This is a genomic window from Betaproteobacteria bacterium (genome assembly GCA_016194905.1).
GTDB lineage: Bacteria > Pseudomonadota > Gammaproteobacteria > Burkholderiales > JACQAP01 > JACQAP01.
On the sequence record JACQAP010000012.1, the window covers coordinates 1 to 24457 of the forward strand.

The 24457-nt window shown below is 59.3% G+C and carries 21 protein-coding genes and 1 tRNA gene; 17 read left to right on the forward strand and 5 right to left on the reverse strand.

Annotation, left to right across the window (positions count from 1 at the left end; genetic code table 11):
• Positions 1 to 259 precede the first annotated feature (259 nt).
• From groES to HY067_06665, 4 genes are all read left to right on the forward strand, one after another.
• On the forward strand, positions 260 to 553 hold the full coding sequence (gene groES / locus HY067_06650) for a co-chaperone GroES (protein MBI3527632.1): 294 nt from the start codon (positions 260 to 262) through the stop codon (positions 551 to 553).
• A gap of 46 nt (positions 554 to 599) precedes the next feature.
• Complete coding sequence (gene groL, locus HY067_06655; protein ID MBI3527633.1) at positions 600 to 2246, forward strand: chaperonin GroEL; 1647 nt, start codon at positions 600 to 602, stop codon at positions 2244 to 2246.
• 222 nt (positions 2247 to 2468) lie between these two features.
• On the forward strand, positions 2469 to 4085 hold the full coding sequence (locus HY067_06660) for an MHS family MFS transporter (protein MBI3527634.1): 1617 nt from the start codon (positions 2469 to 2471) through the stop codon (positions 4083 to 4085).
• A 185-nt stretch (positions 4086 to 4270) separates the two neighbouring features.
• Positions 4271 to 4346, forward strand: a tRNA-Phe gene (locus HY067_06665).
• 1349 nt (positions 4347 to 5695) lie between these two features.
• Here the strand turns inward: HY067_06665 and HY067_06670 are convergent.
• Both HY067_06670 and HY067_06675 read right to left on the reverse strand, forming a co-directional pair.
• Positions 5696 to 6196: a hypothetical protein gene (locus HY067_06670; GenBank protein MBI3527635.1), complete on the reverse strand. Its 501-nt coding sequence runs from the start codon at positions 6194 to 6196 to the stop codon at positions 5696 to 5698.
• Complete coding sequence (locus HY067_06675; GenBank protein ID MBI3527636.1) at positions 6193 to 6987, reverse strand: TIGR04255 family protein; 795 nt, start codon at positions 6985 to 6987, stop codon at positions 6193 to 6195. Before HY067_06675 ends, HY067_06670 begins: the two co-directional genes overlap by 4 nt.
• Positions 6988 to 7625: 638 nt before the next feature.
• On the opposite strand from HY067_06675, the gene HY067_06680 reads away from it, so the two are divergent.
• From HY067_06680 to HY067_06740, 13 genes are all read left to right on the forward strand, one after another.
• Positions 7626 to 8615 carry a TRAP transporter substrate-binding protein gene (locus HY067_06680; protein MBI3527637.1) on the forward strand — a complete coding sequence of 330 codons (990 nt, stop codon included), beginning with the start codon at positions 7626 to 7628 and terminating at the stop codon, positions 8613 to 8615.
• A gap of 33 nt (positions 8616 to 8648) precedes the next feature.
• Positions 8649 to 9149, forward strand: coding sequence for a TRAP transporter small permease subunit (locus tag HY067_06685; protein MBI3527638.1), 501 nt, complete (start codon positions 8649 to 8651; stop codon positions 9147 to 9149).
• Positions 9150 to 9151: 2 nt separating this feature from the next.
• Entirely contained in the window at positions 9152 to 10432 is a 1281-nt protein-coding gene (locus tag HY067_06690; GenBank protein ID MBI3527639.1) for a TRAP transporter large permease, read from the forward strand.
• A gap of 110 nt (positions 10433 to 10542) precedes the next feature.
• Positions 10543 to 11796 carry a glutamyl-tRNA reductase gene (locus HY067_06695; GenBank protein MBI3527640.1) on the forward strand — a complete coding sequence of 418 codons (1254 nt, stop codon included), beginning with the start codon at positions 10543 to 10545 and terminating at the stop codon, positions 11794 to 11796.
• On the forward strand, positions 11793 to 12890 hold the full coding sequence (gene prfA / locus HY067_06700) for a peptide chain release factor 1 (GenBank protein MBI3527641.1): 1098 nt from the start codon (positions 11793 to 11795) through the stop codon (positions 12888 to 12890). Before HY067_06695 ends, prfA begins: the two co-directional genes overlap by 4 nt.
• On the forward strand, positions 12887 to 13753 hold the full coding sequence (gene prmC / locus HY067_06705) for a peptide chain release factor N(5)-glutamine methyltransferase (protein ID MBI3527642.1): 867 nt from the start codon (positions 12887 to 12889) through the stop codon (positions 13751 to 13753). The genes prfA and prmC overlap by 4 nt, the downstream gene beginning before the upstream one ends.
• Before the next feature lie 67 nt (positions 13754 to 13820).
• Entirely contained in the window at positions 13821 to 14129 is a 309-nt protein-coding gene (gene grxD, locus HY067_06710) for a Grx4 family monothiol glutaredoxin (protein MBI3527643.1), read from the forward strand.
• Between the two features lie 353 nt (positions 14130 to 14482).
• A complete protein-coding gene (locus HY067_06715; GenBank protein ID MBI3527644.1) occupies positions 14483 to 17716 on the forward strand; it encodes an efflux RND transporter permease subunit in 3234 nt (1077 codons plus the stop codon).
• 12 nt (positions 17717 to 17728) lie between these two features.
• On the forward strand, positions 17729 to 18919 hold the full coding sequence (locus tag HY067_06720) for an efflux RND transporter periplasmic adaptor subunit (protein MBI3527645.1): 1191 nt from the start codon (positions 17729 to 17731) through the stop codon (positions 18917 to 18919).
• Between the two features lie 109 nt (positions 18920 to 19028).
• Positions 19029 to 19313, forward strand: coding sequence for a nitrile hydratase subunit beta (locus HY067_06725; GenBank protein ID MBI3527646.1), 285 nt, complete (start codon positions 19029 to 19031; stop codon positions 19311 to 19313).
• Positions 19300 to 19605 (forward strand): nitrile hydratase subunit beta, encoded by a 306-nt coding sequence (locus HY067_06730; GenBank protein MBI3527647.1) that lies wholly within the window; start codon positions 19300 to 19302, stop codon positions 19603 to 19605. Before HY067_06725 ends, HY067_06730 begins: the two co-directional genes overlap by 14 nt.
• A gap of 2 nt (positions 19606 to 19607) precedes the next feature.
• Positions 19608 to 20273: a nitrile hydratase subunit alpha gene (gene nthA / locus HY067_06735; GenBank protein MBI3527648.1), complete on the forward strand. Its 666-nt coding sequence runs from the start codon at positions 19608 to 19610 to the stop codon at positions 20271 to 20273.
• A 34-nt stretch (positions 20274 to 20307) separates the two neighbouring features.
• Complete coding sequence (locus HY067_06740; protein ID MBI3527649.1) at positions 20308 to 21210, forward strand: protein kinase; 903 nt, start codon at positions 20308 to 20310, stop codon at positions 21208 to 21210.
• A 102-nt stretch (positions 21211 to 21312) separates the two neighbouring features.
• Here the strand turns inward: HY067_06740 and HY067_06745 are convergent, their stop codons facing one another.
• From HY067_06745 to HY067_06755, 3 genes are read right to left on the reverse strand one after another with little or no spacing between them, the layout of a single operon-like run.
• Entirely contained in the window at positions 21313 to 21804 is a 492-nt protein-coding gene (locus HY067_06745) for a disulfide bond formation protein B (GenBank protein ID MBI3527650.1), read from the reverse strand.
• A complete protein-coding gene (locus tag HY067_06750) occupies positions 21804 to 22973 on the reverse strand; it encodes a PLP-dependent transferase (GenBank protein ID MBI3527651.1) in 1170 nt (389 codons plus the stop codon). Before HY067_06750 ends, HY067_06745 begins: the two co-directional genes overlap by 1 nt.
• A 50-nt stretch (positions 22974 to 23023) precedes the next feature.
• On the reverse strand, positions 23024 to 24433 hold the full coding sequence (locus HY067_06755; protein MBI3527652.1) for a cystathionine beta-synthase: 1410 nt from the start codon (positions 24431 to 24433) through the stop codon (positions 23024 to 23026).
• Between the last annotated feature and the right edge of the window lie 24 nt (positions 24434 to 24457).

Sequence of the window (24457 nt, forward strand, 5' to 3'; positions counted from 1 at the left end):
CTGCGCTTCAGAAGCGAGTTCCGGCCAAAGCCAAGTCGCCCCGTAGCAAACCTAGGAAGCCCAGAAAGCCACGCTAGGTAATCAAGTATTTATAGCAGTCCGCTTACTTTTTGACCTGTTTCGTCAAGTACATACTTCCGTCGAGATTAGCCACAGGCCTTGAATTCTGGCCTCCCCGCCCTTATTATTAGCACTCGCAAGTATTGAGTGCCAATGAGAGCTCGCTCTCGATTTATTGTCCATAACAAGGAGAGTTGAAATGAAAATCCGTCCTTTGCACGACCGCGTGATCGTCAAGCGCCTGGAGGAAGAGCGCAAGACCGCTTCCGGAATCGTGATTCCCGATACCGCCGCCGAGAAGCCCGACCAAGGTGAGGTGATTTCGGTTGGCAATGGCAAGGTCATGGAAGACGGCAAGGTCCGCCCGCTGGATGTTAAGAAGGGCGACAAGATCCTGTTCGGCAAATACTCGGGCCAGACCGTCAAGGTTCACGGCGAAGAGCTGCTCGTGATGCGCGAAGAAGACATCATGGGCGTCGTCGAAGCAGCCTAAGTCAACCATCAAGTTCCACCTCTATAATTTTCAGGAGCAAATTCCTATGGCAGCAAAAGACGTCAAATTTCATGACTCAGCCCGTGCCCGCATCGTGGCTGGAGTCAACATCCTGGCCGACGCGGTCAAGGTGACCCTGGGCCCGAAGGGCCGCAATGTGGTGTTGGAGCGCTCCTTTGGCGCCCCCACCATTACCAAGGACGGCGTGTCGGTCGCCAAGGAAATCGAACTCAAGGACAGGTTCGAAAACATGGGCGCCCAGATGGTCAAGGAAGTGGCTTCCAAGACCTCGGATGTCGCCGGTGACGGTACCACCACTGCAACCGTGCTGGCACAGGCGATCGTGCAGGAAGGCATGAAGTTCGTGGCCGCCGGCATGAACCCGATGGACCTGAAGCGTGGTATCGACAAGGCCGTCATCGCCGTCGTCGAAGAGCTGAAAAAGATCTCCAAGCCCTGCACCACCAGCAAGGAAATCGCCCAGGTTGGCTCGATCTCCGCAAATTCCGACGCCGTGATCGGACAGAAAATTGCGGAAGCCATGGAAAAAGTCGGCAAGGAAGGCGTGATCACCGTCGAAGACGGTCAGGGCCTGGAGGATGAACTGGAAGTCGTGGAAGGCATGCAGTTCGACCGCGGCTATCTGTCGCCTTACTTCATCAACAATCCGGATCGCCAGATTTCGATTCTGGACAATCCCTACGTCCTTCTGCACGACAAGAAGGTCTCCAACATTCGCGAATTGCTGCCGATTCTGGAACAGGTCGCCAAGGCCGGACGTCCATTGCTGATCGTTGCCGAAGACGTTGACGGCGAAGCGCTGGCAACCCTCGTGGTCAACAACATTCGCGGCATCCTCAAGACCTGCGCGGTGAAAGCACCGGGCTTCGGCGACCGCCGCAAGGCCATGCTGGAAGACATTGCCATTCTGACCGGCGGCACTGTCATCGCGGAAGAAGTGGGACTTTCTCTCGAGAAGGCCGCCCTGAAAGACCTGGGCCAGGCCAAGCGCATCGAAATCGGCAAGGAGGAGACCACCATCATCGACGGCGCCGGCGACGGCAAGACCATCGAAGGCCGCGTAAAGTCGATCCGCAAGCAGATCGACGAAGCGACCAGCGACTACGACAAGGAAAAGCTGCAGGAGCGCGTAGCGAAACTCGCCGGCGGCGTGGCGCTGATCAAGGTGGGTGCGGCAACGGAAGTCGAAATGAAAGAGAAGAAGGCACGCGTCGAAGACGCGCTGCACGCGACGCGTGCGGCAGTCGAGGAAGGCATCGTCGCCGGCGGCGGCGTCGCGTTTATTCGTGCCCGTTTCGCGATCAGCAAGCTCAAGGGCGAGAACCACGACCAGGATGCGGGCATCAAGATCGTGCTGCGCGCACTGGAAGAGCCGCTGCGCTGGATCGTCGCCAACGCCGGCGATGAGCCGTCGGTGGTGCTCAACAAGGTTGCCGAAGGCAAGGGCAACTTCGGCTACAACGCCGCGACGGGTGAGTACGGGGACATGATGGAAATGGGCGTGCTCGATCCTACCAAGGTTACCCGCTACGCATTGCAGAATGCTGCTTCGGTGGCCAGTCTGATCCTGACCACGGCGGCGATGGTGGCCGAGGCGCCGAAGGAAGAACATTCCCACGGCGGTGGCGGCGGCATGGGCGGTATGGGTGGCATGGGCGGCATGGATATGTAAGAGCTTTAGCCGCTCTCGGACTACGAAAAGCCCCGCTTCGGCGGGGCTTTTCTTTTTGGCGCCAGGACGATGGTCAACGCCTCCCCCTTACCGGCCGTTCAGATTTGCTGCAACCGCGGCGTAGCATGACATTGACAGTCGCCCGGGCTCGGCAATTAAACTGTCGGTCAGACTGCGTCGGCGCCTGACTGCCGCGGCAACAATCACACGGGAGGAGAGAACATGACTGGCATCGCAACCAGCATCCACGACGAGAATCATCCGGATTTCAAGCCGGAAGAGAAGCGGGTCATCTTCGCTTCCTCACTGGGCACGGTTTTCGAGTGGTACGACTTCTATCTGTACGCAACACTGGCGCCGTTCTTCGCGGCATTGTTCTTTCCGAAAGGCAACGAAACGGCCGCCCTGTTGTCGGCGTTTGCGACTTACGCCGCCGGCTTTCTGGTCCGTCCATTCGGGGCGCTGGTGTTCGGTCGTATCGGTGACCTGGTGGGTCGCAAATACACGTTCCTGGTCACCATTATCGTCATGGGCGGCGCGACCTTTGCGGTCGGCTTGCTGCCGACATACGAGGCCATTGGCTGGGGTGCCCCGATTCTGCTGGTGTCATTGCGGCTGCTGCAGGGGCTTGCCCTTGGCGGTGAATATGGCGGTGCGGCGACCTATGTGGCCGAGCACGCGCCGAATCATCGGCGCGGCTACGACACCAGCTGGATCCAGACCACCGCCACGCTGGGCTTTTTCCTGGCGCTGCTGGTGATCGGAATCTGCCGCGTCCAGATGGATGCGAAAGTTTTTGCCGATTGGGGCTGGAGGATTCCGTTCTGGTTCTCGGTGATCCTTCTGGCATTTTCTGTCTACATCCGGCTGAAACTGGAAGAGTCGCCGGTGTTCACCAAGATGAAGTCCGAAGGCAAGGGATCCAAGGCGCCGCTGACGGACAGTTTTTTGCGCTACCCCAACAACAAATTTGTATTGCTGGCGCTGCTTGGCGCCACAGCAGGCCAGGGCGTGGTTTGGTACAGCGGCCAGTTCTACGCGCTCTTCTTCCTGATCATTACGCTGAAGCTGGAGTTCGTGACGGCTTATGCGCTGATCGGTGCGTCGTTGCTGATCGGCACGCCGTTCTTCATATTCTTCGGCTGGCTTTCCGACAAGATCGGTCGTCTCAAGATCATCCTGGCCGGATGCCTGATAGCGGCACTGACCTATTTTCCGCTGTTCCAGGCGTTGACTCACTACGTCAATCCGGCACTGGAGCAGTATCAGCAGACCACCAAGATCTCGGTGGCCGCGACCGACTGCAGCTTTCACATATTTGTCGGCCCGTGGAGCAAGTTCACCGATTGCGATCGAACCAAGGACTTCCTGACGAAGCAGGGCCTGAGCTTCAGTTCGGTACCCGCGGTTCCCGGCAAGGCCGTCGTCACCAAAGTGGGCGAGGTCGAGATCGAAGGCTGGGATGAAAAGAAGCTGTCGGAAACGCTGAAAACATCCGGATATCCCGGGCCGGCGGACAAGACCAGGGTGAACTACGGCATGACCTTGTTGATACTGGTCATCATGCTGATCTATGTGACGATGGTGTATGGACCGATTGCAGCCTTCCTGGTCGAATTGTTCCCGACACGGATCCGCTATACCTCGATGTCACTGCCTTATCACATCGGCAACGGCTGGTTCGGCGGCATGCTGCCGCTCACCGCGACGGCGATGGTGGCGGCCACGGGCGATATCTATTACGGACTGTGGTATCCGATCGTCGTGGCCGTGATGACCGTGGTGATCGGGATAGTGTTCCTCAAGGAAACCAAGGACAGGGACATTCATCAGAACTGAAGCAGGCCCACGTAAACGAAAAGCCCGCTGACGCGGGCTTTTCTGTTCTTCAGCAGGGAATCCGGATTGACCGGGCACAGGTGTTTTCGGGTAAAATGCCGCGCTTTCCGAGCGCTGGCGGCTTCCGCCATCGGGAACATAAGAAAGCGATCCGACTCCCATTCGGATCAGAAGTTGCAAGCGGGGGCCAAGTAGCTCAGTCGGTAGAGCAGAGGACTGAAAATCCTTGTGTCGGTGGTTCGATTCCGCCCTTGGCCACCATCTCCCTTCTGAATTAGTAGGAACATAGCAGGAACCGACTGCCAATTCGTCCCTGTAACGGGCCTGAGTCGTAATCAGGCGGTCGAAGGTTCAACTCTTCTCATCAGCACCAGTAAAACAATGGCTGGAGGACTGCGGGCCAATTTCGTTTGCGTAGATGCTGTGTAGACGTGTCACTATTGGCATTGACGCTGTAAAACCGTTTCCGGGAGGGCCTGGCCCTGTCTCCGCGGCCAGTGGCGACCTGCAGCTCGGTGTCCCATTAAAGGAGTTCTTTCCGTGAAGGACCGAGGAGTCGTAAATTGCCAAGCTGCAGAAAGTTCAATACAGACACATTGTGGTGAACAATGTATTAGAACCCTAACATCTTCAGTTCCGACGCGAGAGCCACAGATTCCGCGTTTACCTTAGGACGCCATTTTTGCCATGCACTTCCCCGAGCAGCTATGCGCTTCAAGGTCTCGGGATCCGTGGGCGAGTCCGAATCCGAAAGCATAATACCAATGGGCTCTGGGCCAACGCCCTCTTGCCAGTCGGCTAGAGAGACGTAACCAAACACCAGCGATTTCAAAACCTGGGGGTTAGGCGCTACTGGCAAGAGCAACCTGATTGCTTGTTTGATCTCTGATTTCGAAAACGGCAGTTCCCTCAGATCTATGACGTGAGGCTGCGGAATCTTTGCGACCGCAGTTAGGGTTGCGCCGTAAGCGTTTATGATCTGTTGGGCTCTGGCAATGTCCATAATGAGCTACCCCCCGATCCGACGGACACTTCCGATCGATGTAAAGATCGTTTCCGAACAAGATATGTTCACCAATGCTTAAAGACGCTTGGAGATGTCGACTTGCAAGAGAGCAACGTTACCGAAGGGTAAGTGATGCCTGGCTATGACTGACGGTATGGCTCTATCGCCCACCCGTGGGATTCTGCAATTCGACAGAGCGCATCCTTAAGCTTGTTGAAGCGGTTGCCATTTGCGAACGAAGGATCCGTTTCGATTTGCGCATGAGATCGATTCTCCGGAAGTCCGGAGGGGTTTCCGGACTCAATCGGACGAGCAATTACGTCCACTTTCAGCGTGATTCGCTCCGTCTGAGCGGCCCCTGGATTATTGACGAGTCCTGCGATGGCACGAACTTGGAGAGCCTCTAGTTGAGCTACTCCGTCGGTAGCACTGATTTGAGTATCTCTAGGGTCGTCCCGTAAACTCTTACGATCTACAGATGGCTTCCATTCAGTGTCATTGAACGCCTGATTGGACAAACGCCAACTGGTCCCATCGTAAACCACATATTCGTAGCGAACGCTTCGGTGTAGCACCTCGTCGTCTGTGACCGGTCCCACGCACATTAGTCAATCTGCAATCTGAGCCAACGCCATAGATCAGCAAAACCGTCTTTTTCCAGAACGCCGGCTTCCATCTGCGTCTCAATATTTGATCCCCAACTGCTTACATACTCAATTGTCTCTGGCGAAAAATAGAGCGTTAACTTTTTGTGGTAATTCCACCACTCAAAAACCACATCACCGCGTTCGTTCAGTCCCACATGAGGATCTACCCAGCCGAAATTCGCAATCTTGGTTTGGTCAAATAGCTCCTCAATAGCCTCCACCGCGCTAGCGATGGAATTTTCGTTGTGTGCCGCACTTCCGTAGCCATCCCAATTCGCATTCCTGCTGGCCATCTTAAAGATTGCTAGACGCACCCTGCGCGATGTCAGATCGCGTAAACGTTCCGATGCGGGCACAAGCCAATCCTTACGCAGATTGGCGACGACTTCGCCAATGCCTACATCTCGTAAGGCTAACTCATGAACAATAGAGCTCTCACCGCTGGATTGGAATCTCATGCGATTAGTTCCCTCATTTTGTCGGTTAAGCAAGTTTCGAACAGTTCGTTCTTTTTATCGCGCAGACCATCTAACAAAGTCCAAATCGTCGCATCGCCAGACGAAAGTTCAACCCCTGTCTGAAAAACATCAATGTCCAGCACGAACGCTTGTGAACGTGGGTCCGGTGACGCTTGCGATGCTACGGAAACCGTAGAATGTACATTCGGACCAAGACTTGGTTGTGGGATCAGAATTTGCATGAAAACACCGGAAATTGGTCCAACGGAATCAGGTACTTCAGGGACAACTCGCAAATAGTGGCTAAGATCGATCGGCCCTGCTGGCAACATCAAGCGATTAATGTATCGCACTGCCACGCGCGTAATTTGTTCTGGCTTGCACAGCTCGACGAACTTCGCCCAAAGTGGCATCGCCTCTTGCTTGAAAATTTCCCAACGCGTATATGGTGGCAAGTGGCTATAAGTAAAACTCTTGCGTTGAATTTGCAAGATGCGGTCATTTTCGGCTGTAAAGAGTTTCCACCCAGTTTGTCCTTGCGTAGACGGCATTGATTCTATGTGCCCATCTTCGTTCTTCAGTCCAACGGTGAAAAACTGTAGGGGTTCTCGCCTCGCGAACTTTGCAGCGAATGCATCTGCGCACTCAGTCACAACAGGGAATTCGAGATGATCTGGATAACGCACTTGTATATCTATGACCGCTTCTACGATCGGAGCGCGGTTATAAATTCGCCGAGACGGTGCCCCACTGATTCCCGAGGCAGCGCTTGTTCCTGTGGCAGCGCTCATTCTGCGGGATTCCTAGCCGATGTGTAGTGCGTAGATTAAAGTGTACAAGGCACGAATGGTAGCGTATTCAGCCTATCGAAGAAACCGCACACGATCCTCTTCAGTTACAGCACCCCGGGCAGACGAGGATGAAACCTTCTGACCGTACAGTTATTGACAGTACTCCAAGAACCCGCAAAATCTCTCCGGCTATACGTGGCGTCCACAAAGTGCAATGCTTCATCGCCGGCGAGCCGTCCGGGCGGCACGCGAGCCGCAGGCGCGTGCCGCCCGGACGGCTCGCCGGCGCCGGAGGCTGGCTCATCCCGTCGTTTCGTAATCGGTTCCGAGCGCTCGTTGCCGGCCTGGGTGCTCTGGCGAACGACTGTCCAGTCGTGCAGGCGAGTCGGGCAGGCGGTTGATCCGAACTCCACCCCGAAAATCTACCATCCCACCGGCTCACCTTAGTGTCGGTGGTTCGATTCCGCCCTTGGCCACCATCCCTCTTCCAGGCGACATTCGGTTCCATCTCACTCCCTGTTATCCGCGGCGCAGCTTGACAGCGATGCATGCGTGCATTGATAGTTCAGCACCTTGAAATGACCGGCGGGCCGAGGCCTGCCGGCTATAAAAATTAGAAATGCTCCGGGGGGAGAAACATGAAGCTCTGTATTTCTGCTGTGCTGGCTCTGCTGCTCACCGCGACAGGTTCCGTCAATCAGGCGGCGGACCTGACGTTGCGTTTCGGCACGCCGTTCGTCACCAACAGCAACCTGCACAAGGCGATGGAGAAGTTCGCCGAGGTCGTCGACAAGGAAAGCGGCGGCAAGATTCGCGTGCAGGTCTATGCCGACAGTCAGATCGGCGACATCCAGCAGCTCATCGCCGGCATGCAGCTCGGCACCGTGGACATGGCTTATCTGGGAGTCGGCAACTCCGGCCAACTCAAGGACTGCGGTGCGCTCAACGTTGCCTATCTGCCCTACCTGTTCAAGAACAAGGAAAAAGCCGCCCAGGTTCTCAACGGCCCGATCATGCAGGAGTTCTACGACAACTGCGCCAAGTCTTCTGGCATACGAATTTTTGCGGTGGCAGGCGCGCGCTCGCCGCGCGCGATCGTCACGACCAAGGGACCCATCCGAAAGCCCGAGGACCTGAAGGGTTTGCGGCTGCGCATTCCGCCGATTCCGATTTTCCGCGAGACATTCGAGTCCCTCGGCGTGAAAGTGGTGCCGCTTGGTCTGAATGAGGTTTACATGGCGTTGTCACGCGGCCAGGTCGACGGCCAGGACAACGGTTTCGACCTGACCGTCACATTCCGCTTCCATGAGGTTTCCAAGTATTGGTCTGCCACCGACCACGTCTACGATGTAGCGGCGTGGTACATCTCCGATCGGCGCTGGAAATCCATGACCAAGGAGCAGCAGGAACTCTTCAAGCGCGCCGCGCAGGCCGGCGGCAAAGTCGCGACCGATCTCGGCGAGCAGTTCGATCGCCAGGGCATGGAGGAGTTGAAGAAACAAGGCGTGAATTACGTCGTTCCCGACAAAGCGGCTTTCGAAGCTGCGTGGAAAGATGTCTACAAGAGCTATGAGGGCAAGTTTTGGCCCAATGGCCTGGTCGAGCGCCTGAAGGCCGCGCAGCAGTAGTCCGCGCCACCTGGTTCAGCGCACGGCGCCTGCATGCTGGAGATTCTCAAACGCGGATTACGCCTGCTCGATATCGTGATCGAATGGGCGGTAATCGCTTTGATGGTGTCGCTGGTCGTCATCGTTTCCCTGCAATTCGTCGATCGTCACTTCATCGATACCGGCATTGCGGCGCCTGACCAGTACGCCCGCATCGCGCTGGTCTGGCTGACCTTCGTCGGCTTCGCAATTGCGGTGCGTGCGATGGTCAATATCCGCGTCGACCTGATCGATTCCCACCTTCCGCCGAAGATCCGACAGGTTCTGGAACTGGCGTTCGATGCGCTGCTGATCGTGTTGCTCGTCGTCCTGGTGCCGGGGAGTTGGCGCCTGATGGTGATCGGCAAGGATCAGGAGTTACTGGGAACCGTGTTCAGCGCCGCAGTTCCCGCCGCCGGCGTGTTCATCGCGTGCCTGGTGATGCTGCTCTACGTCGGCGTCAGGCTCGTTGCCGGGGTCATGGGCCGCAAACCGCCCGGCTACGAGGAGAAATAGCGTTGCTGGCTCTGTTGTTCATCGCTTTCCTGCTGGCGTTGTTGATCGGCTTCGACGTCGGCTTCTCGATGATCTTTTCGGCATGGCTCGGCATTCTGGCCAAACCCGACGACGTCATCGACATGGCGATGATGCCGCTATCCATGATGGCGAGCGTAGATAGCTACGCGTTGGTGCAGGTGCCGCTGTTCATTCTCGCGGGCGAACTGATGAACAGCGGCGGTTTGACGATGCGGCTGATCGATTGGGCGATGGCGTTGGTCGGCCGGCTCAGGGGCAGCCTCGGGCACGTATCCATCATCACCAACTTTGTCATGGCAGGCGTGTCGGGATCGGCGGTCGCCGATGCGGTCGCCACGGGGAAGCCGCTGATTCCGGCGATGCGCAAGGAAGGTTACGGCGAAGGATTTGCCGGGGCGGTCATTGTTGCAGGCGCGCTGCTCGGGCCGATTCTGCCGCCATCGATTCCGATGGTTGTCTATGCGCAGATATCCAACCAATCCGTGGTGAAGCTGTTCATGGCGGGTGTGGTACCGGCCGTCCTGCTGGCCGCCGGCTTCCTGGTGATCTGCAGCATCGTCGCCAGATTCCGCAAATATCCGAGCCGCGAAGCGGCCGGCTTCAAGACAAAACTTCAGGCGACCGGCCGTGCATCGTGGGCGCTGATGATGCCGGTCATCATCATCGGAGGCATCCGCTTCGGACTGCTTACCGTGACCGAATCGGCGGCGCTCGCAGTGTTGTACGCGCTATTCGTGTGTTTTTTCGTCTATCGCGGGATTACCCTCAGGCAGCTTCCCAAGCTCATTTTCAGTGCGGGACGTTCCACCGCCGTCATCTTGTTCCTGCTTGCAGCCGCCGGGCCGTTCAGCTGGCTGGTGGCGGAAAGCCAGATCAACCAGACGGTCATCGACACTATCCAGAGTATTTCCACCAATCCGATCATCGTTTTGCTGATGATCAACGCGTTTCTGCTGGTAATCGGCTGTATCGTCGAACCGTTGCCCGCCATGATCATCTTCTTGCCGCTGCTGATTCCGCTCGGCGCGCAGGTGGGCATCGATCCGATTCAGTTCGGCGCGGTCGTGGTGCTGAACCTGATGATCGGCCTGATGCATCCGCCAATCGGGTTGTTGCTGTTCGTCGTCTCCAGCGTGGGCAAAATCCGCCTTGGGCCGGTCATGTGGGAAGTATTGCCCTTCCTCGCCTGGGCGATCGTCGTGCTCGGGCTGACCATCGTTTTCCCGCCGCTGACCATCTGGCTGCCGGCCCAGATCAAATAGACGGCGGAAGGCCGGCGCCCAATCCCTGAATCGAAGGGAAAGCAGGCCTTTTGGCTTATAATCAGGGGCCTCGATCGGGGTTAGTTGCCCCCCGTCAATTCCGGACTTCGATGCAGCTCTTCGCTTTCGGCATGAATCACCATACGGCCCCGCTCGCGGTTCGCGAGCAGGTGACTTTTCACGCCGAAAATCTGGAAGCGGCGCTGCGCGATCTCGTGGCACGCGAATCGGTACGCGAAGCCGCGATCATTTCCACCTGTAATCGCACCGAGGTTTATTGCAGCACGCACGAGCCGATTCGCGCGATCGACTGGCTCGCGCGTTTCCATCACCTCAAGGCCCCGGTCCTGGAGCCATTTCTTTACACGCTGCCGCGCGAACGCGCAGTGACCCACGCCTTCCGCGTGGCGAGCGGGCTCGACTCGATGGTGATCGGAGAGCCGCAGATCCTCGGCCAGATGAAGGACGCGGTGAAATCCGCCGAGCACGCCGGCACGCTCGGCACCGTGCTGCACAAGCTGTTTCAGTCCACGTTTTCGGTGGCGAAGGAAGTACGTACCCAGACCGACATCGGCGCCAGTTCGGTCTCGATGGCGGCGGCGGCGATCAAGGTTGCCGAGCGGATTTACCCGAGCATCGCCGGACAGAAGGTCTTGTTCGTCGGCGCGGGCGAAATGATCGAACTGTGTTCGACCCACTTTGCCGCGAAGCAGCCGCGCGAAATGACTTTCGCGAATCGTTCGATCGAGCGCAGCGAACAACTTGCCAGCCGTTTCCGGAGTCGTGTAATCACGCTGAACGATTTGCCCGAGCAGTTGCCGCTGCACGACATCGTGGTCACCTGTACGGCAAGCACGCTTCCCATCCTCGGCAAGGGGATGATCGAACGCGCCCTCAAGGCGCGCCGCCATCGGCCGATTCTGATGATCGACCTCGCGGTGCCGCGCGACGTCGAGGCGGAAGTCGCCGAACTGGATGACGTGTTCCTCTACAGTGTGGACGATCTCGGCAAAATCGTGCAGGAAGGCCTCGACACCCGCCATGCCGCCGTCGCGCAGGCGGAGGCCATCATCAACGCCAACGTGCATGCTTTCATGCACTGGCTGGAGAACCGGGAACTCGTTCCGACCATCCGTGCGCTGCGCGATCAGGCCGAGCGCATGCGCCGTCACGAACTGGAGCGCGCTGCGCGCATGCTGGCGAAGGGCGACGATCCGGAGAAGGTGCTCGAACAGCTGTCGCATTCGCTGACCAACAAATTTCTGCACGCGCCCACGCACGCGCTGAACAGCGCGGAAGCCAGGGACCGCGACGTCCTGGTTGCAGCGCTGACTCGCCTCTACGAGATCAACCCGCCGGAATGAAACCTTCCATCGCCTCCAAGCTGGCGCAACTGTCGGCCAGATTGGAGGAACTCAACGCCTTGCTGTCCAGCGAGGACGTCACCAAGAACCTGGAGAATTATCGCAAGCTGACCCGCGAGCACGCCGAGATCACGCCGGTGGTCGCGCTCTATCACGCCTACGGGAAGAGCGAGCGCGACATCGCGGCGGCCCGGGATCTGGCGAACGATCCGGAAATGCGCGAACTCGCCGAAGCCGAAGTGAAGGAGGGCAGGCAGCAGTTGCTCGATCTCGAGTCCGAGCTTCAAAAGCAACTCTTGCCGAAGGACCCCAGCGACGAGCGCAATATCTTTCTGGAAATCCGAGCGGGCACCGGCGGCGACGAATCGGCCTTGTTCGCCGGCGATCTGTTCCGCATGTATTTCCGTTATGCCGAACGCCTCGGCTGGAAGGTAGAGCTGATTTCGGCAAGCGAGAGCGAACTGGGCGGCTACAAGGAAGTGATTGCCAAAATCATCGGTTTCGGCGCCTACTCGAAGCTGAAGTTCGAATCGGGCGGACATCGCGTGCAGCGCGTGCCGGCAACCGAAACGCAGGGCCGCATTCATACCAGCGCCTGCACGGTCGCCGTGATGCCGGAAGCCGATGCGATCGAAGACGTCGTGCTCAATCCGGCGGAGTTGCGCATCGACACATTCCGCGCCTCCGGCGCCGGCGGCCAGCACATCAACAAGACCGATTCCGCGGTGCGCGTGACCCATTTGCCTACTGGTATCGTTGTCGAATGCCAGGACGATCGCTCCCAGCACAAGAACAAAGCGCAGGCGTTGTCGGTACTGGCCGCGCGGATCAAGGACAAGCAGGTGCGCGAGCGGCAGGCGAAACAGGCGGCGACGCGCAAATCGCTGATCGGCAGCGGCGATCGCTCGGAGCGCATTCGCACTTATAATTTTCCCCAAGGCAGGGTGACGGATCATCGCATCAACCTGACGCTCTACAAGATCGATCAGATCATGGATGGGGCGCTTGACGACCTGATCGACGCATTGCTCTCCGAACATCAGACCGAGCTGCTCGCTGCGATGGCCGAAGAGACGTTCGCCGCGCAGGCGTGAACCCAACCGTCGGCGGACTGCTCGACGATGCGGCACGCAATCTTGCCGCGAGTGCGGACCTTATCGAAGCGAGGCGGGAAGCGCAAATACTGTTCGGGCACGCAATGGGTGTTTCCCGCGCCTGGCTTTCCGCGCACCGCGATGATGCAGCCGATCCATCCGCGGTCGAACCTTTCCGCGAACTCATCCGGCGCCGGCGAATCGGCGAGCCGGTCGCCTATCTGGTGGGCAGGCGGGAATTTTACGGACTCGAGTTCCGCGTTACCCCGGACGTATTGATCCCGCGCGCGGATACGGAAACGCTGGTGGACGCGGCGCTCGAAAAACTGGTGCAAGGGGCGCAACCTGACGTGCTGGATCTTGGCACTGGCAGCGGCTGCATCGCCATCGCCATGGCCCATGAACGGCCCGCAGCACGCGTCACCGCAGTGGATGTTTCGGCTGCCGCATTGATCGTCGCGCGTGAAAACGCTGTCGCAATCGGCGTGGACGTCGAACTTGTGCAAGGCGCGTGGCTCAAACCGCTGACTGGCCGCCGATTCGACCTGATCGTCTCCAATCCCCCGTACGTAGCTACGGGAGATCTGCATCTGCAACAAGGCGACTTGCGCTTCGAGCCCGCAACGGCGCTGGCATCGGGGGAGGACGGTCTGGCCGACATTCGCGTCATCGTTGCAGATGCGCCGGCGTATCTGCGCGAGGGAGGTTGGTTGCTATTCGAGCACGGCTACGAACAGGCCGAAATTTGCAGAGACCTTTTGCTCGACGCGGGTTTTGGCGAGGTGATCAGCCGCGCCGATATCGCCGGATTGCCTCGCGTGTCGGGCGGACGGCTATTGACGTCGAAATCGCCGACTCGTTAACATCGGAACTGTCTAACGGGAGTGACTCCGCAGTTGAGACTCCTTCACCCATCCAGAGGTATTACGCATGAGCGCTCAGGACAAGATCAAGCAGCAGGTAACAAGCAATCCAATCGTGCTTTACATGAAGGGCACGCCGGATGCGCCGATGTGCGGGTTCAGCGCTGCTGCAGTGCAGATTCTTGAAGCATGTGGTGTGGAAAACGTGGCTACGGTCGATGTGCTGAGCGACCAGGATATCCGCCAGGGCATCAAGGAATTTTCCAACTGGCCGACGATTCCGCAGCTGTATGTGAATGGTGCATTCGTCGGCGGCGCGGATATCATGCGCGAGATGTACCAGTCCGGTGAGCTGCAGAAGCTATTCGGGAAATAGCCGCATCACGTCCGGATAGGCTGGCCATGGTGCCAGCCTTTTTTGTTCGTGAAGAATCCCGCATTGCCGGCATAGGACTACGTAGAATCCGATCAATGGATCCGTGCGCCGGCCGGCACGAATCGCGGGGCCGTTGCGCCGCCGATCGAGCTGCGATTTATTCTTGACTCGCATAATGCATATTCCGGCAGAGTCGCTACCGCGATCCGAACCCGTAGACTAACTTCTCAATCTCGTTTCATGACAATCGAAATCGGCGTTAGGCGCTATCATGGCCGCTGCGGCCACGACGGCAAGCGGCGCGATTTTCCATTTCACGCCGCTGACCCCCTTCTAGCCGGAGAAATATCATGATGGAATTGGTGCGGGTGGCATTGCGCCGCCCGTACACGATCGCCGTGCTGTCGCTGCTCGTGCTATTGCTCGGGGGCCTGGCGGTGACGCGTATGGTGGTCGATTTTTTCCCCAAGATCGACATCCCGGTCGTTTTCGTCGGCTGGAACTACCCCGGCCTGTCGGCCGAGGAAATGGAGCGCCGCGTCATCATCATCAGCGAGCGCGCCTACTCAACGACGGTCAACGGCATCGAGCGCATCGAATCCAATTGCATCCCCGGCATCGGCTTGGTCAAGGTGTATTTCCATCAGGGCACCGACATCGGCGCTTCGATTGCACAGATCAATGCCATCAACGGCACCATCCTGCGCATCCTGCCGCCGGGCATAACGCCGCCCGTGATCATTCAGTACGACCCGGCCACGGTACCCATCGTGCAAATGGTGTTGTCGAGCAAGACCGTTCCCGAGGGGCGTATCTTCGACCACGCGTTCAACTTCGTGCGCGTGAAGCTGTTCACCATTCCCGGCCTGACTGTGCCGGCACCGTTCGGCGGCCGGCTGCGCCAGATCATGGTGGACCTCAATCCGCAATTGATGACGGCCAAGGGCGTCTCGCCGAATGACGTCGTCAACGCGTTGCAGAGTTCGAACATCCTGGTGCCAGCGGGCACGGCGCGCATCGGGTCCACGGATTACAACGTGGTGATGAATTCCAGTCCACCGACGGTGGACCAGTTCAACCAGATGCCGCTGCGGGTGTCGAACGGCGTGCCGGTGCTGCTCGGAGATGTCGCCAAGGTCGCCGACGGCTTCGCGGTGCAGAACAACATAGTCCACGTCGATGGTCGCCGCGCGACCTACCTGACCATCCTCAAGCATTCCGAAGCGTCGTCGCTCGCGGTGGTTGAAGCTACGCGCGACCTGCTGCCGGAAATCCGGAAGGCGGCACCGGAAGGCATCGAAATCAAACTCGATTTCGACCAGTCGGTCTACGTGCGAGCGGCAATCAAGAACGTCGCCTCGGAAGCGGTCATTGCATCGCTGCTGGTGTCGCTCATGGTACTGTTGTTCCTCGGGTCATGGCGCAATACCATTGTCGTGATCACTTCGATCCCGTGCGCGATGGCCGCCGGAATGCTCGGACTCTATTTCTCCGGCAACACCATCAACCTGATGACCCTGGCCGGCCTGTCGCTCGCCACCGGTATCCTGGTCGATGACGCGACCGTCGCTGTTGAAAACATCCATCGCCACCGGGCGATGGGGCAGCCGCTCACGGTCGCCATTCTCGAGGGCTCGCGTGAAGTCGCGCTGCCGCGCACGATGGCCACGCTGGCGATTTGCATCGTGTTCATTCCGGTTGCGTTCCTGTACGGCGTATCGAAGTTCCTGTTCGTCCCGCTTGCGCTGTCGGTGGTGTTCTCGCTGCTGGCTTCGTACATCCTGTCGTTCACGCTGGTGCCCATGCTGTCCCGGCAGTTGCTGGCCGGCGAACATCACGATGACGGCAATGGCAGCGGTATCGGCGCCCGTTTCAATCGCGCACGCGAAAACTCCCTCGAATGGTTGCAAGACACCTATGGCGCGGTGCTGACGGTGATCATGCACCATCGCCCGTTCGTACTGGTCTGCCTGATTTTGATGGGCGGAGTGAGTGTCTTTCTGGGCCGGGTGGTCGGCACCGATTTCTTCCCGGCGGCCGACGTTGGCATCATGAAGCTCCATTTCCGCGCGCCGATGGGGATGCGAATCGAAGAAACCGAGAAGCTGGTACTCGCCGTGGAGGAGGAAATTCGCAAAGTCATCCCGGCCGAGGAGATTTCGACAATCAACGATATGCTCGGAGTGCCGCTGTTCTTCAACCTCGCCTTCGTACCCACCGACAACATCAGCGGCATGGATGCCGATATTCTCATCTCGCTCAAGCACCCGCACCAGCCTTCCGCGCACTGGATGCGCGAACTCAGGGACAAGCTGCCGCCGAAGTTCCCGGGTTCGACCATGTATTTCCAGAATGCCGACATCGTCACCCAGGTACTGAACTTCGGACTGCCGGCACCGATCGACGTGCAGATCCAGGATGCGAACTTCGAGCGCGCCCAGGGCTACGCAGCGCGGGTGCGCAAGATCATCGAAGAGACGCCGGGCGCGGTCGACGTGCGTCAGATGCAGGTGTTGAACTATCCGGCATTGCGCGTGGAGGTCGATCGCGTGCGCGCCGCGCGACTCGGACTCACGCAGCGCGACGTCGCCAGCAACGTGCTGACAACGCTGTCGTCGAGCGCCATCGTCAATCCCTCGTATTTCCTGAATCCCAACGGCGTCAACTACACCGTCGCTGTGCAGACTCCGATCGAGCGCATGAGCTCGGTGGAAGATCTGATGGCTACCCCGATAACCTCGGGCGCGACACCGGTGCTCGACAACACGGCCGCCGCCAAGCTGAACGCCGTGCCGGGCGCGCCGGTGACCCGGCTGTCCAATATCGCTTCGCTCAGGCCGGAAACCAGCTACCAATCGGTGTCGCATTACACCGTGCAGCGCGTACTCGACATTGCTGCCAATATCGACGGCCGCGACCTGGGCGGCGTGGTCTCCGACATCAAGCGCAGGATCGACGCAATGACCGCGGAGAAGGATTTCCCGCCGACTTCGAAGATCGTGATTCGCGGCCAGTACCAGGTCATGAATGCCTCGTTCGAAAGCCTGATCGGCGGCCTGCTGCTGGCGATCGTGCTGGTGTATGCGCTGCTGGTGGTGCTGTTCCAGTCGTGGATCGATCCGTTCATCATCATGATGGCCGTGCCGGGCGCATTGATCGGCATCCTCTGGATACTCGCGCTGAGCGGAACCACGATCAATGTCATGTCATTGATGGGTGCGATCATGGCGGTCGGCATCGGCGTCTCGAACTCGATCCTGATCGTGAGCTTTGCCAACGATCTGCGCGTCGAAAAGAGCCTGGGCGTGATTGAAGCGGCGATCGAAGCCGGCAGGACGCGTTTGCGACCGGTGCTGATGACTGCGCTGGCCATGATCATCGGCATGGTGCCGATGGCGCTCGGACTGGGAGAAGCCGGCGAACAGAACGCGCCGCTGGGGCGCGCCGTGATCGGCGGGCTGGCGATGGCGACCATCGCCACGCTGTTCGTGGTCCCGGTGATCTATACCTTTGTCAGAAAGAACATGCCGATCCTGCACGAACTCGATGCCCGGTTCGAGGCCGAGGCGCAGGGACGCCAAGCCTGAGGAGTGACGAGAATGGCTGCGCTGCAGCGACGACGCGATTCTTTTGTGGTTTTCTACATTGTCGCCTTTGTACTGGTGACCGTGGCGAGTGCTGCCGTCTGGTGGTTCTGGCAGGAAAAGCAGAACCACCTCGCGGAGGAGGCCAAGGCGCGCACGGCGCAGCTCGATGCCGGCCCCACCGTGGTCATCGGCCAGTCCGTGCGCGGATCCGCCGCTCGCAAGATCAACCTGACCGGTGAACTGCGCCCCTACAAGGCGACCACCCTCTATTCGAAAGTCGGTGGTTATTTGTCGAAGATCACAGTCGATGTCGGTGATCGCGTGCACGCGGGGCAACTCATTGCCGAAGTGCAGGCGCCTGAACTCGAGTCGGAATACAAGAGCACGGTGTCGGAGATGGAAAACCGTGAGCGCCTGGCGCAGCGCACGCGCGACCTCGCCGCCAAGGGATTCTTTTCCCAGCAGGCATTGGACAACGCAGATACCGACGTGCGTACCGCCCGCGGTCGCGTGGACACCTTGCGTTCGCAACTCGGTTACCGCAGCCTGTATGCGCCCTATGCCGGCGTCGTGACCGGGCGCTATGTGGATCCGGGCGCGCTGATCACCAACGCCGCCAACAACCAGACTTCATCCCAGCCGGTCGTCACCGTGTCGGATCCGTCGAAGCTCCGCGTCAGCGTCTATGTCGAACAGGTCGATGCACGCGTCGTACGTCCCGGTATCGAGGCGGAAATCATCGATACGGCCAATCCCACACAGCGCATCAAGGCCAAGGTCAGTCGCGTGGCGGGCGAACTCGATCCGAGGACGCGCACGCTGCTGGCCGAAGTCGATTTCGACAATCGCGGAGGCGCCTTCATTCCGGGCTCGTTCGTCAATGTTTCGCTGATGGTGCCGCAGACCAGCTACATCGAGGCGCCGGCGTCCGCTCTGGTGGTACGTGACCGCAAGAATTTCGTCGCGGTGCTCGAAGCCGACAATCACATCAAGCTCACGCCCATCGAAATCGCCGGTACCGATGGCGCGTCGGTGAAAATCGCCAATGGCATCGGCGAGGGCGTCCGGGTCGTGCTCAGCCTGCCGAATACCGTACCGGATGGCGCCAAGGTCAATCCAGCCGCTGCGCCCGGTCCGTCCGCGTCTCCCGCCGCGCCGATCGTCAAGCCCGCCCCGGCTGCAAATCCGCAGCAGCCGAAGTAACCTCGTCCTATAATTCTCTTGCGCCTGCCCGGATCGGGGCAGGCGCGCTAACCTTTGTCCAATCAGAATTCGCGTATCGACGATGATGAACTATCGCGGCATTCACGATATGGGCGGCTTGCCTGCAGGCAAAGTCGAGGCGAATGAGCATGACTACGCATTGTGGGAAAAGCGCGTGGATGCACTGATGGTGCTGCTGTCGAAGAAGGGGCATCTGACGGTGGACGAACTGCGCCGGAATATCGAGACGCTGGGCGCCGACGCCTACGACAAGATGAGTTATTACGAGCGCTGGATCTACTCGATCACGCAGACGCTGATCCAGCGTGGCGTCATCACCATCGACGAACTCGGCAGCGCAATTGCGCAAGCGCAGGCCCATGGCGAGCGCTGACGGGGCCGGTCCGAAATTCGTTCCTGGCGATGCGGTCGCCGTGCGTGCGGTTTATCCGGTGGGCCACGTCCGCACGCCTTATTACATCCGCGGCAAGCGCGGTATCATCGAACGGCTCTGCGGCGTGTATCGCAATCCCGAAGAGTTGGCCTATGCGCGGCTGGGACTGCCGAAGCAGCCGTTGTACCGTGTGCGTTTCCTGCAGCGCGACGTCTGGCCCGAGTATCGGGGCCAGGCAGACGATACGGTGGACATCGAAATCTATCAGCACTGGCTCGAACCGGACCGATAACCATGCCGCACGATCACGATCATCCGCGCGATCATTCCCATTCCCACGACCACGCGGCACCGCACCGGCATCCTCCTTTGCGTCCGGATCAGGACGACACCATTACCTATTGGCGGGCGATGGAGATTGCGGTCCGCGGCCTCCTGATCGAAAAGGGCATCCTCAGCGCGGACGAAGTGCGCCGTGCCGTCGAAGACATGGACAGCCGCTCACCGCTGCAGGGTGCGCGGATTGTGGCGAAAGCATGGACCGATCCGGAATTCCGCAGGCTGCTCCTTTCCGATGGCAATGCTGCCTGCGAGGCGCTCGGCATGGATGGCGGCATCTACAAGTTGGTGGTGGTGGAGAATACCGATGACGTGCACAACGTCATCGTCTGTACGCTGTGCTCCTGCTATCCGCGCTGGCTGCTCGGCTTGCCGCCCGACTGGTACAAGAGCCGCAATTACCGTTCGCGGGTGATCAATGAACCGCGCGAGGTGCTCAGGGAATTCGGCACGGAAATCGCGGGCGACGCAGTGGTACGGGTGCACGACTCCACCGCCGACATGCGCTATCTCGTGCTGCCGAGGCGCCCCGCCGGTACCGACGGATGGCCGGAGGACAAGCTCGCCGCGCTGGTCACGCGCGACTCCATGATCGGGGTAGCCTTCGCTACGACGCCTTGACAGTCGGTCTGAATCAACCAGGAGAGGCACGGCGATGAAATCGCCCCGTCTCGAAGCGATCAGGAATATTGCTTTCCGCCAGCCTCGGCGTTTCCAGCCGCCGGAGAAAGGCGAAGTGCTCGTCAACGGGGATCGTTGCTACTTCATAGGCGATGCGATCGGGCAGGGCGGTTTCGGCATGGTGTACGAGTGCATCGACGACTGGGGCAATCCGCTGGTCGCCAAGATCCTCATTCCGCACGACCAGTCTTACCGCGAAGTGCGCCGCGTCTGGCAGGACGAATTGCGCAAGCTCCTGGTCATGCGTCATCCGAACATCACCTTCGTCTACGACGCTTTCGAGTTCAAGGACACTTTCTATCTCATCATCGAACGTTGCAGTTTCCCGCTGTCGCGTCTGATCACGCGTCTGGGGCTGGATGCCGACCGCTGGATTCCCTACGTGGCCCGCGATGTGCTGCAGGCGCTCGACTACATCCACGCAGCGGGTTACGTGCACAAGGATTTGCATCCCGGCAATGTGTTCGTCACAGAGCAGCGGCGCAAGCGCAGGATGATCAAGGAACAGGTCTGGTCGTTCAAAGTCGGCGATCTCGGCCTTACCCGGCTCGAGTCCGATATTCGTGTGTTCCAGACCCTGCTCGCCGACTGGATGCGTCCGCCGGAAGCCTTCGAACCCGAGAAGTTCGGCGCGATCGGGCGCCATGTGGATATCTACCAGACCGGATTGCTGTTGCTGGCATTGATGCTCAGGGAAATTCCCTACTTCACGCGCGAGGAAATTCTCGGCGGTATTCCGCAGGCGCTGGCCGCCAAGCACGATTCCAAATTCGGCCCGGTCGTGGCGAAGGCGCTGCGTCGCCACGTGGAATGGCGCACGCAGACCGCGCTGGAGTTCTGGCGTGAACTCTCCGCCGTGGTGGGCGACAGCCCCTGATATTGCCCGCATCTGTTGCGATAGCGGAACTTCAAAACCATTGCAATGCCTGCGATTTTCCCGATGGGCGGATCGCATCCCGGCTGCGTCATCGCGGGAAAATCAGCGGCGTTGCTTGATCATCGCCGCCATGACAGCGGCGACGATCAGGCAGGCAAAACAGATCAGCGACCACTCCGCGATCGACAGGCTGAGGAAGCGCCACAGCACCTTCGTGCAGTCGCCCGTACCGCGAAAAATCATCGGCAGCGCTTCCGTGAGCGGGAAGGATTCGAGCATGAAGCCGACATCGGCGCCGCAATCGAAAATCTTGGGCGGGTAGTGTTCGAGATAAACATGTCGAATCGCCACGCCGCCGCCGGTTGCGGCCATGAGGACCAATAGGCCGCTGTAGATCCAGCGCCCCAGCAGAGCGGGGTTGTGGACTGCCGCCACTAGCGCGACGACGCCGACGACGACGAAAGCATAGCGCTGCAGGATGCACATCGGGCAGGGTTCCAGGCCGAGCGAATGCTGCAGATACAGTGCAAAGCCGATCAACCCGGCGCAGGCCAGAAAGATCGCCAGATAAACGAGCCTTGAGTCGAGCGGCATCAGATTTTCCCCAGGGCCTGGTCGAGATCGGCGATCAGGTCCTCCACGTCCTCGATACCGACGGATAGTCTCACCAGGTTGTCGGTGATGCCCAGCCGGGCGCGCAATTCCACCGGCAAGGAGCCGTGGCTCATGGTGACCGGATGTCCGATCAGGCTTTCCACGCCGCCCAGGCTTTCCGCGAGTGTGAATACCTTGCAGGCTTCCAGTGCCCGGCGCACGCCCCCCATGTCGGTTTTCAGATAGATCGCGATCATCGCGCCGAAGCCGTTCATCTGCTTTGCCGCCAGCAGATGCTGGGGATGATTCGGCAGACCGGGGTAGATCACCTTTTCTATCTTCGGATGCGACTTCAACCACGCGGCCAGATGCATGGCATTGCCGCAGTGCTGCTTCATCCGCAGCGGCAGCGTCTTCATGCCGCGCAGCGCCAGGAAACTGGAGAACGGATCCAGGATCGAGCCGATCGCGTTCTGCATGTACTCAAGCTTCTCTGCGAGATCACCGCGATCCCTGACGATGACAGCGCCACCGACCATGTCGGAGTGGCCGTTGATGTACTTAGTCACCGAATGCAACACGATGTCGATGCCAAGATCGAGCGGGCGTTGCACGTAGGGCGATGCGAAGGTGTTGTCCACGACCGTCAGAATGCCGCGAGCCTTGCCGATCTTCGCGACTTGTTCCAGGTCGGTGATCTTGAGCAGAGGATTCGAAGGCGTCTCCACCCAGATCATTTTCGTATCCGGCTGGATCGCCTTTTCCAGCGAGCCGGCGACATTCGGATCGGCGTAGCTCGTTCTCAGACCCATGGAACGCTTGCGCACCCGCTCGAACAGGCGCCAGGAACCGCCGTACAAATCGTCCGCCGCGACGATGTGACTGCCTGCGTCCAGCAGCTCCAGCACGGTGCTGCTGGCCGCGAGCCCGGAGGCGAAAGCGAATCCCCGCGTCCCGCCTTCGAGATCGGCGATGCAGCGCTCGAACGCGTGCCGGGTTGGATTCTGCGAGCGGGCGTATTCGTAGCCTGTGTGCACGCCCGGCGAATGCTGTTTGAATGTGGAGGTGGCGAAGATCGGCGTCATCACCGCGCCGGTCGCTGGATCCGGCGACTGTCCGGCGTGGATGGATCGCGTGGCGAAACCTAGCTTGGATTTGTCGTTTGTCATGATTGAATCTTACCTGTTGATCCGGGTGCGGTGAGTGCTTGTACTAGACGTCAAGGCGCGCGGTTGCGCAAATGATTCAATACATCCATGCGGGTGATCAGGCCGTAGAACTGGCCCTTATCCACCACGATGGCGACATGTCCCTTGTTGAATAATTCCGTAAGCTGTGCCAGTGGCGTTTTCAGGCCCACGGTATCGATCCGCTGTGTCATCGCTGTTCGCACCGGGTCGCTGAAGCGCACCGGATTTTCCTGTGCTGCAGTGAGCAGATCCCATTCGTCGATGATGCCGACCACCTTTCCGTCCTCGAGCACCGGAAGCTGCGAGATGTCGTACAGTTTCATGCGCGCATACGCGGTCATCAGTTTGTCGTCCGGCGCAATCGTTACAGTGGCGCGTTCGTCGTGGCGGCGGGTGACGAGATCGCGCAGGTCGCCGAACTGTTCGCGCTTGAGCAGGCCCTGGTCGATCAGCCAGTAATCGTTGAAGATCTTCGACAGGTACTTGTTGCCGCTGTCGCAGACGAAGGTCACCACGCGTTTAGGTGATTTCTGCTCACGGCAGTAGCGCAGTGCGGCGCCGATCAGCGTACCTGACGATGAGCCGGCGAGAATTCCTTCCTTCATCAACAGGTCGCGCACCGTGGAACAGGCTTCCTCGTCGCTGATCGAATAGGCTTTCTTCACCCGCGAGAAATCGGCGATCGGCGGAATGAAGTCCTCACCGATGCCCTCGACGATCCAGCTGCCCGCTTCGCCGTATTTCCCGGTGTGGACATAATCCGCCAGCACCGAGCCGACCGGATCGGCCAGCACCATCTCGGCTTGCGGCGAGGCCTTGGCAAAGTAGCGCGCCAGTCCGGTCATGGTGCCCGACGAGCCGACGCCGAATACTACTGCGTCAACGTCGTGATCCATCTGTGCCCAAATCTCCGGGCCCGTGGTGGTTTCGTGTGCCAGCGGATTGGCCGGATTGCCGAACTGGTTGACGAAGAACGCGCCGGTCTCCTTCGAGATGCGCTCGGCCATGTCCTGGTAGTACTCGGGGTGCCCCTTGCCCACATCGGAGCGGGTGAGCATGACTTCCGCGCCCATTGCCTTCAGATGGAAGATTTTTTCCCGGCTCATTTTGTCGGGAACGATCAGGATCAGCTTGTAGCCCTTCAGCGCCGCCACCAGCGCGAGGCCCAAGCCCGTATTGCCGGCGGTAGCTTCGATGATCGTGCCGCCGGGCTTGAGGCGGCCGTCTTTCTCCGCCGCCTCGATCATCGAGCGGCCGATGCGGTCCTTGATCGAACCGCCGGGGTTCTGGCTCTCCATTTTCAGGAACAGGCGGCAGGGGCCTGCATTCATGCGGGTGATCTCGACCAGCGGCGTGTTTCCGATCAGGTCGAGTACTTGTTGCGCGGGCACTGAAGCTTCTCCTTCGGCGAAATGGTTCGGCAAGTGGGGTTCGAACATCCGTCTCCACCAGTCGTTCCGGCA

What these genes read in the sequence shown, in the direction of transcription:
- groES (MBI3527632.1), top strand. Translation starts at nt 260, where the DNA reads ATGAAAATCCGTCCTTTGCACGACCGCGTGATCGTCAAGCGCCTGGAG.
- groL (MBI3527633.1), top strand. Translation starts at nt 600, where the DNA reads ATGGCAGCAAAAGACGTCAAATTTCATGACTCAGCCCGTGCCCGCATC.
- HY067_06660 (MBI3527634.1), top strand. Translation starts at nt 2,469, where the DNA reads ATGACTGGCATCGCAACCAGCATCCACGACGAGAATCATCCGGATTTC.
- HY067_06670 (MBI3527635.1), bottom strand. Translation starts at nt 6,196, where the DNA reads ATGAGATTCCAATCCAGCGGTGAGAGCTCTATTGTTCATGAGTTAGCC.
- HY067_06675 (MBI3527636.1), bottom strand. Translation starts at nt 6,987, where the DNA reads ATGAGCGCTGCCACAGGAACAAGCGCTGCCTCGGGAATCAGTGGGGCA.
- HY067_06680 (MBI3527637.1), top strand. Translation starts at nt 7,626, where the DNA reads ATGAAGCTCTGTATTTCTGCTGTGCTGGCTCTGCTGCTCACCGCGACA.
- HY067_06685 (MBI3527638.1), top strand. Translation starts at nt 8,649, where the DNA reads ATGCTGGAGATTCTCAAACGCGGATTACGCCTGCTCGATATCGTGATC.
- HY067_06695 (MBI3527640.1), top strand. Translation starts at nt 10,543, where the DNA reads ATGCAGCTCTTCGCTTTCGGCATGAATCACCATACGGCCCCGCTCGCG.
- prfA (MBI3527641.1), top strand. Translation starts at nt 11,793, where the DNA reads ATGAAACCTTCCATCGCCTCCAAGCTGGCGCAACTGTCGGCCAGATTG.
- grxD (MBI3527643.1), top strand. Translation starts at nt 13,821, where the DNA reads ATGAGCGCTCAGGACAAGATCAAGCAGCAGGTAACAAGCAATCCAATC.
- HY067_06715 (MBI3527644.1), top strand. Translation starts at nt 14,483, where the DNA reads ATGGAATTGGTGCGGGTGGCATTGCGCCGCCCGTACACGATCGCCGTG.
- HY067_06720 (MBI3527645.1), top strand. Translation starts at nt 17,729, where the DNA reads ATGGCTGCGCTGCAGCGACGACGCGATTCTTTTGTGGTTTTCTACATT.
- HY067_06725 (MBI3527646.1), top strand. Translation starts at nt 19,029, where the DNA reads ATGGGCGGCTTGCCTGCAGGCAAAGTCGAGGCGAATGAGCATGACTAC.
- HY067_06730 (MBI3527647.1), top strand. Translation starts at nt 19,300, where the DNA reads ATGGCGAGCGCTGACGGGGCCGGTCCGAAATTCGTTCCTGGCGATGCG.
- nthA (MBI3527648.1), top strand. Translation starts at nt 19,608, where the DNA reads ATGCCGCACGATCACGATCATCCGCGCGATCATTCCCATTCCCACGAC.
- HY067_06740 (MBI3527649.1), top strand. Translation starts at nt 20,308, where the DNA reads ATGAAATCGCCCCGTCTCGAAGCGATCAGGAATATTGCTTTCCGCCAG.
- HY067_06745 (MBI3527650.1), bottom strand. Translation starts at nt 21,804, where the DNA reads ATGCCGCTCGACTCAAGGCTCGTTTATCTGGCGATCTTTCTGGCCTGC.
- HY067_06750 (MBI3527651.1), bottom strand. Translation starts at nt 22,973, where the DNA reads ATGACAAACGACAAATCCAAGCTAGGTTTCGCCACGCGATCCATCCAC.
- HY067_06755 (MBI3527652.1), bottom strand. Translation starts at nt 24,433, where the DNA reads ATGTTCGAACCCCACTTGCCGAACCATTTCGCCGAAGGAGAAGCTTCA.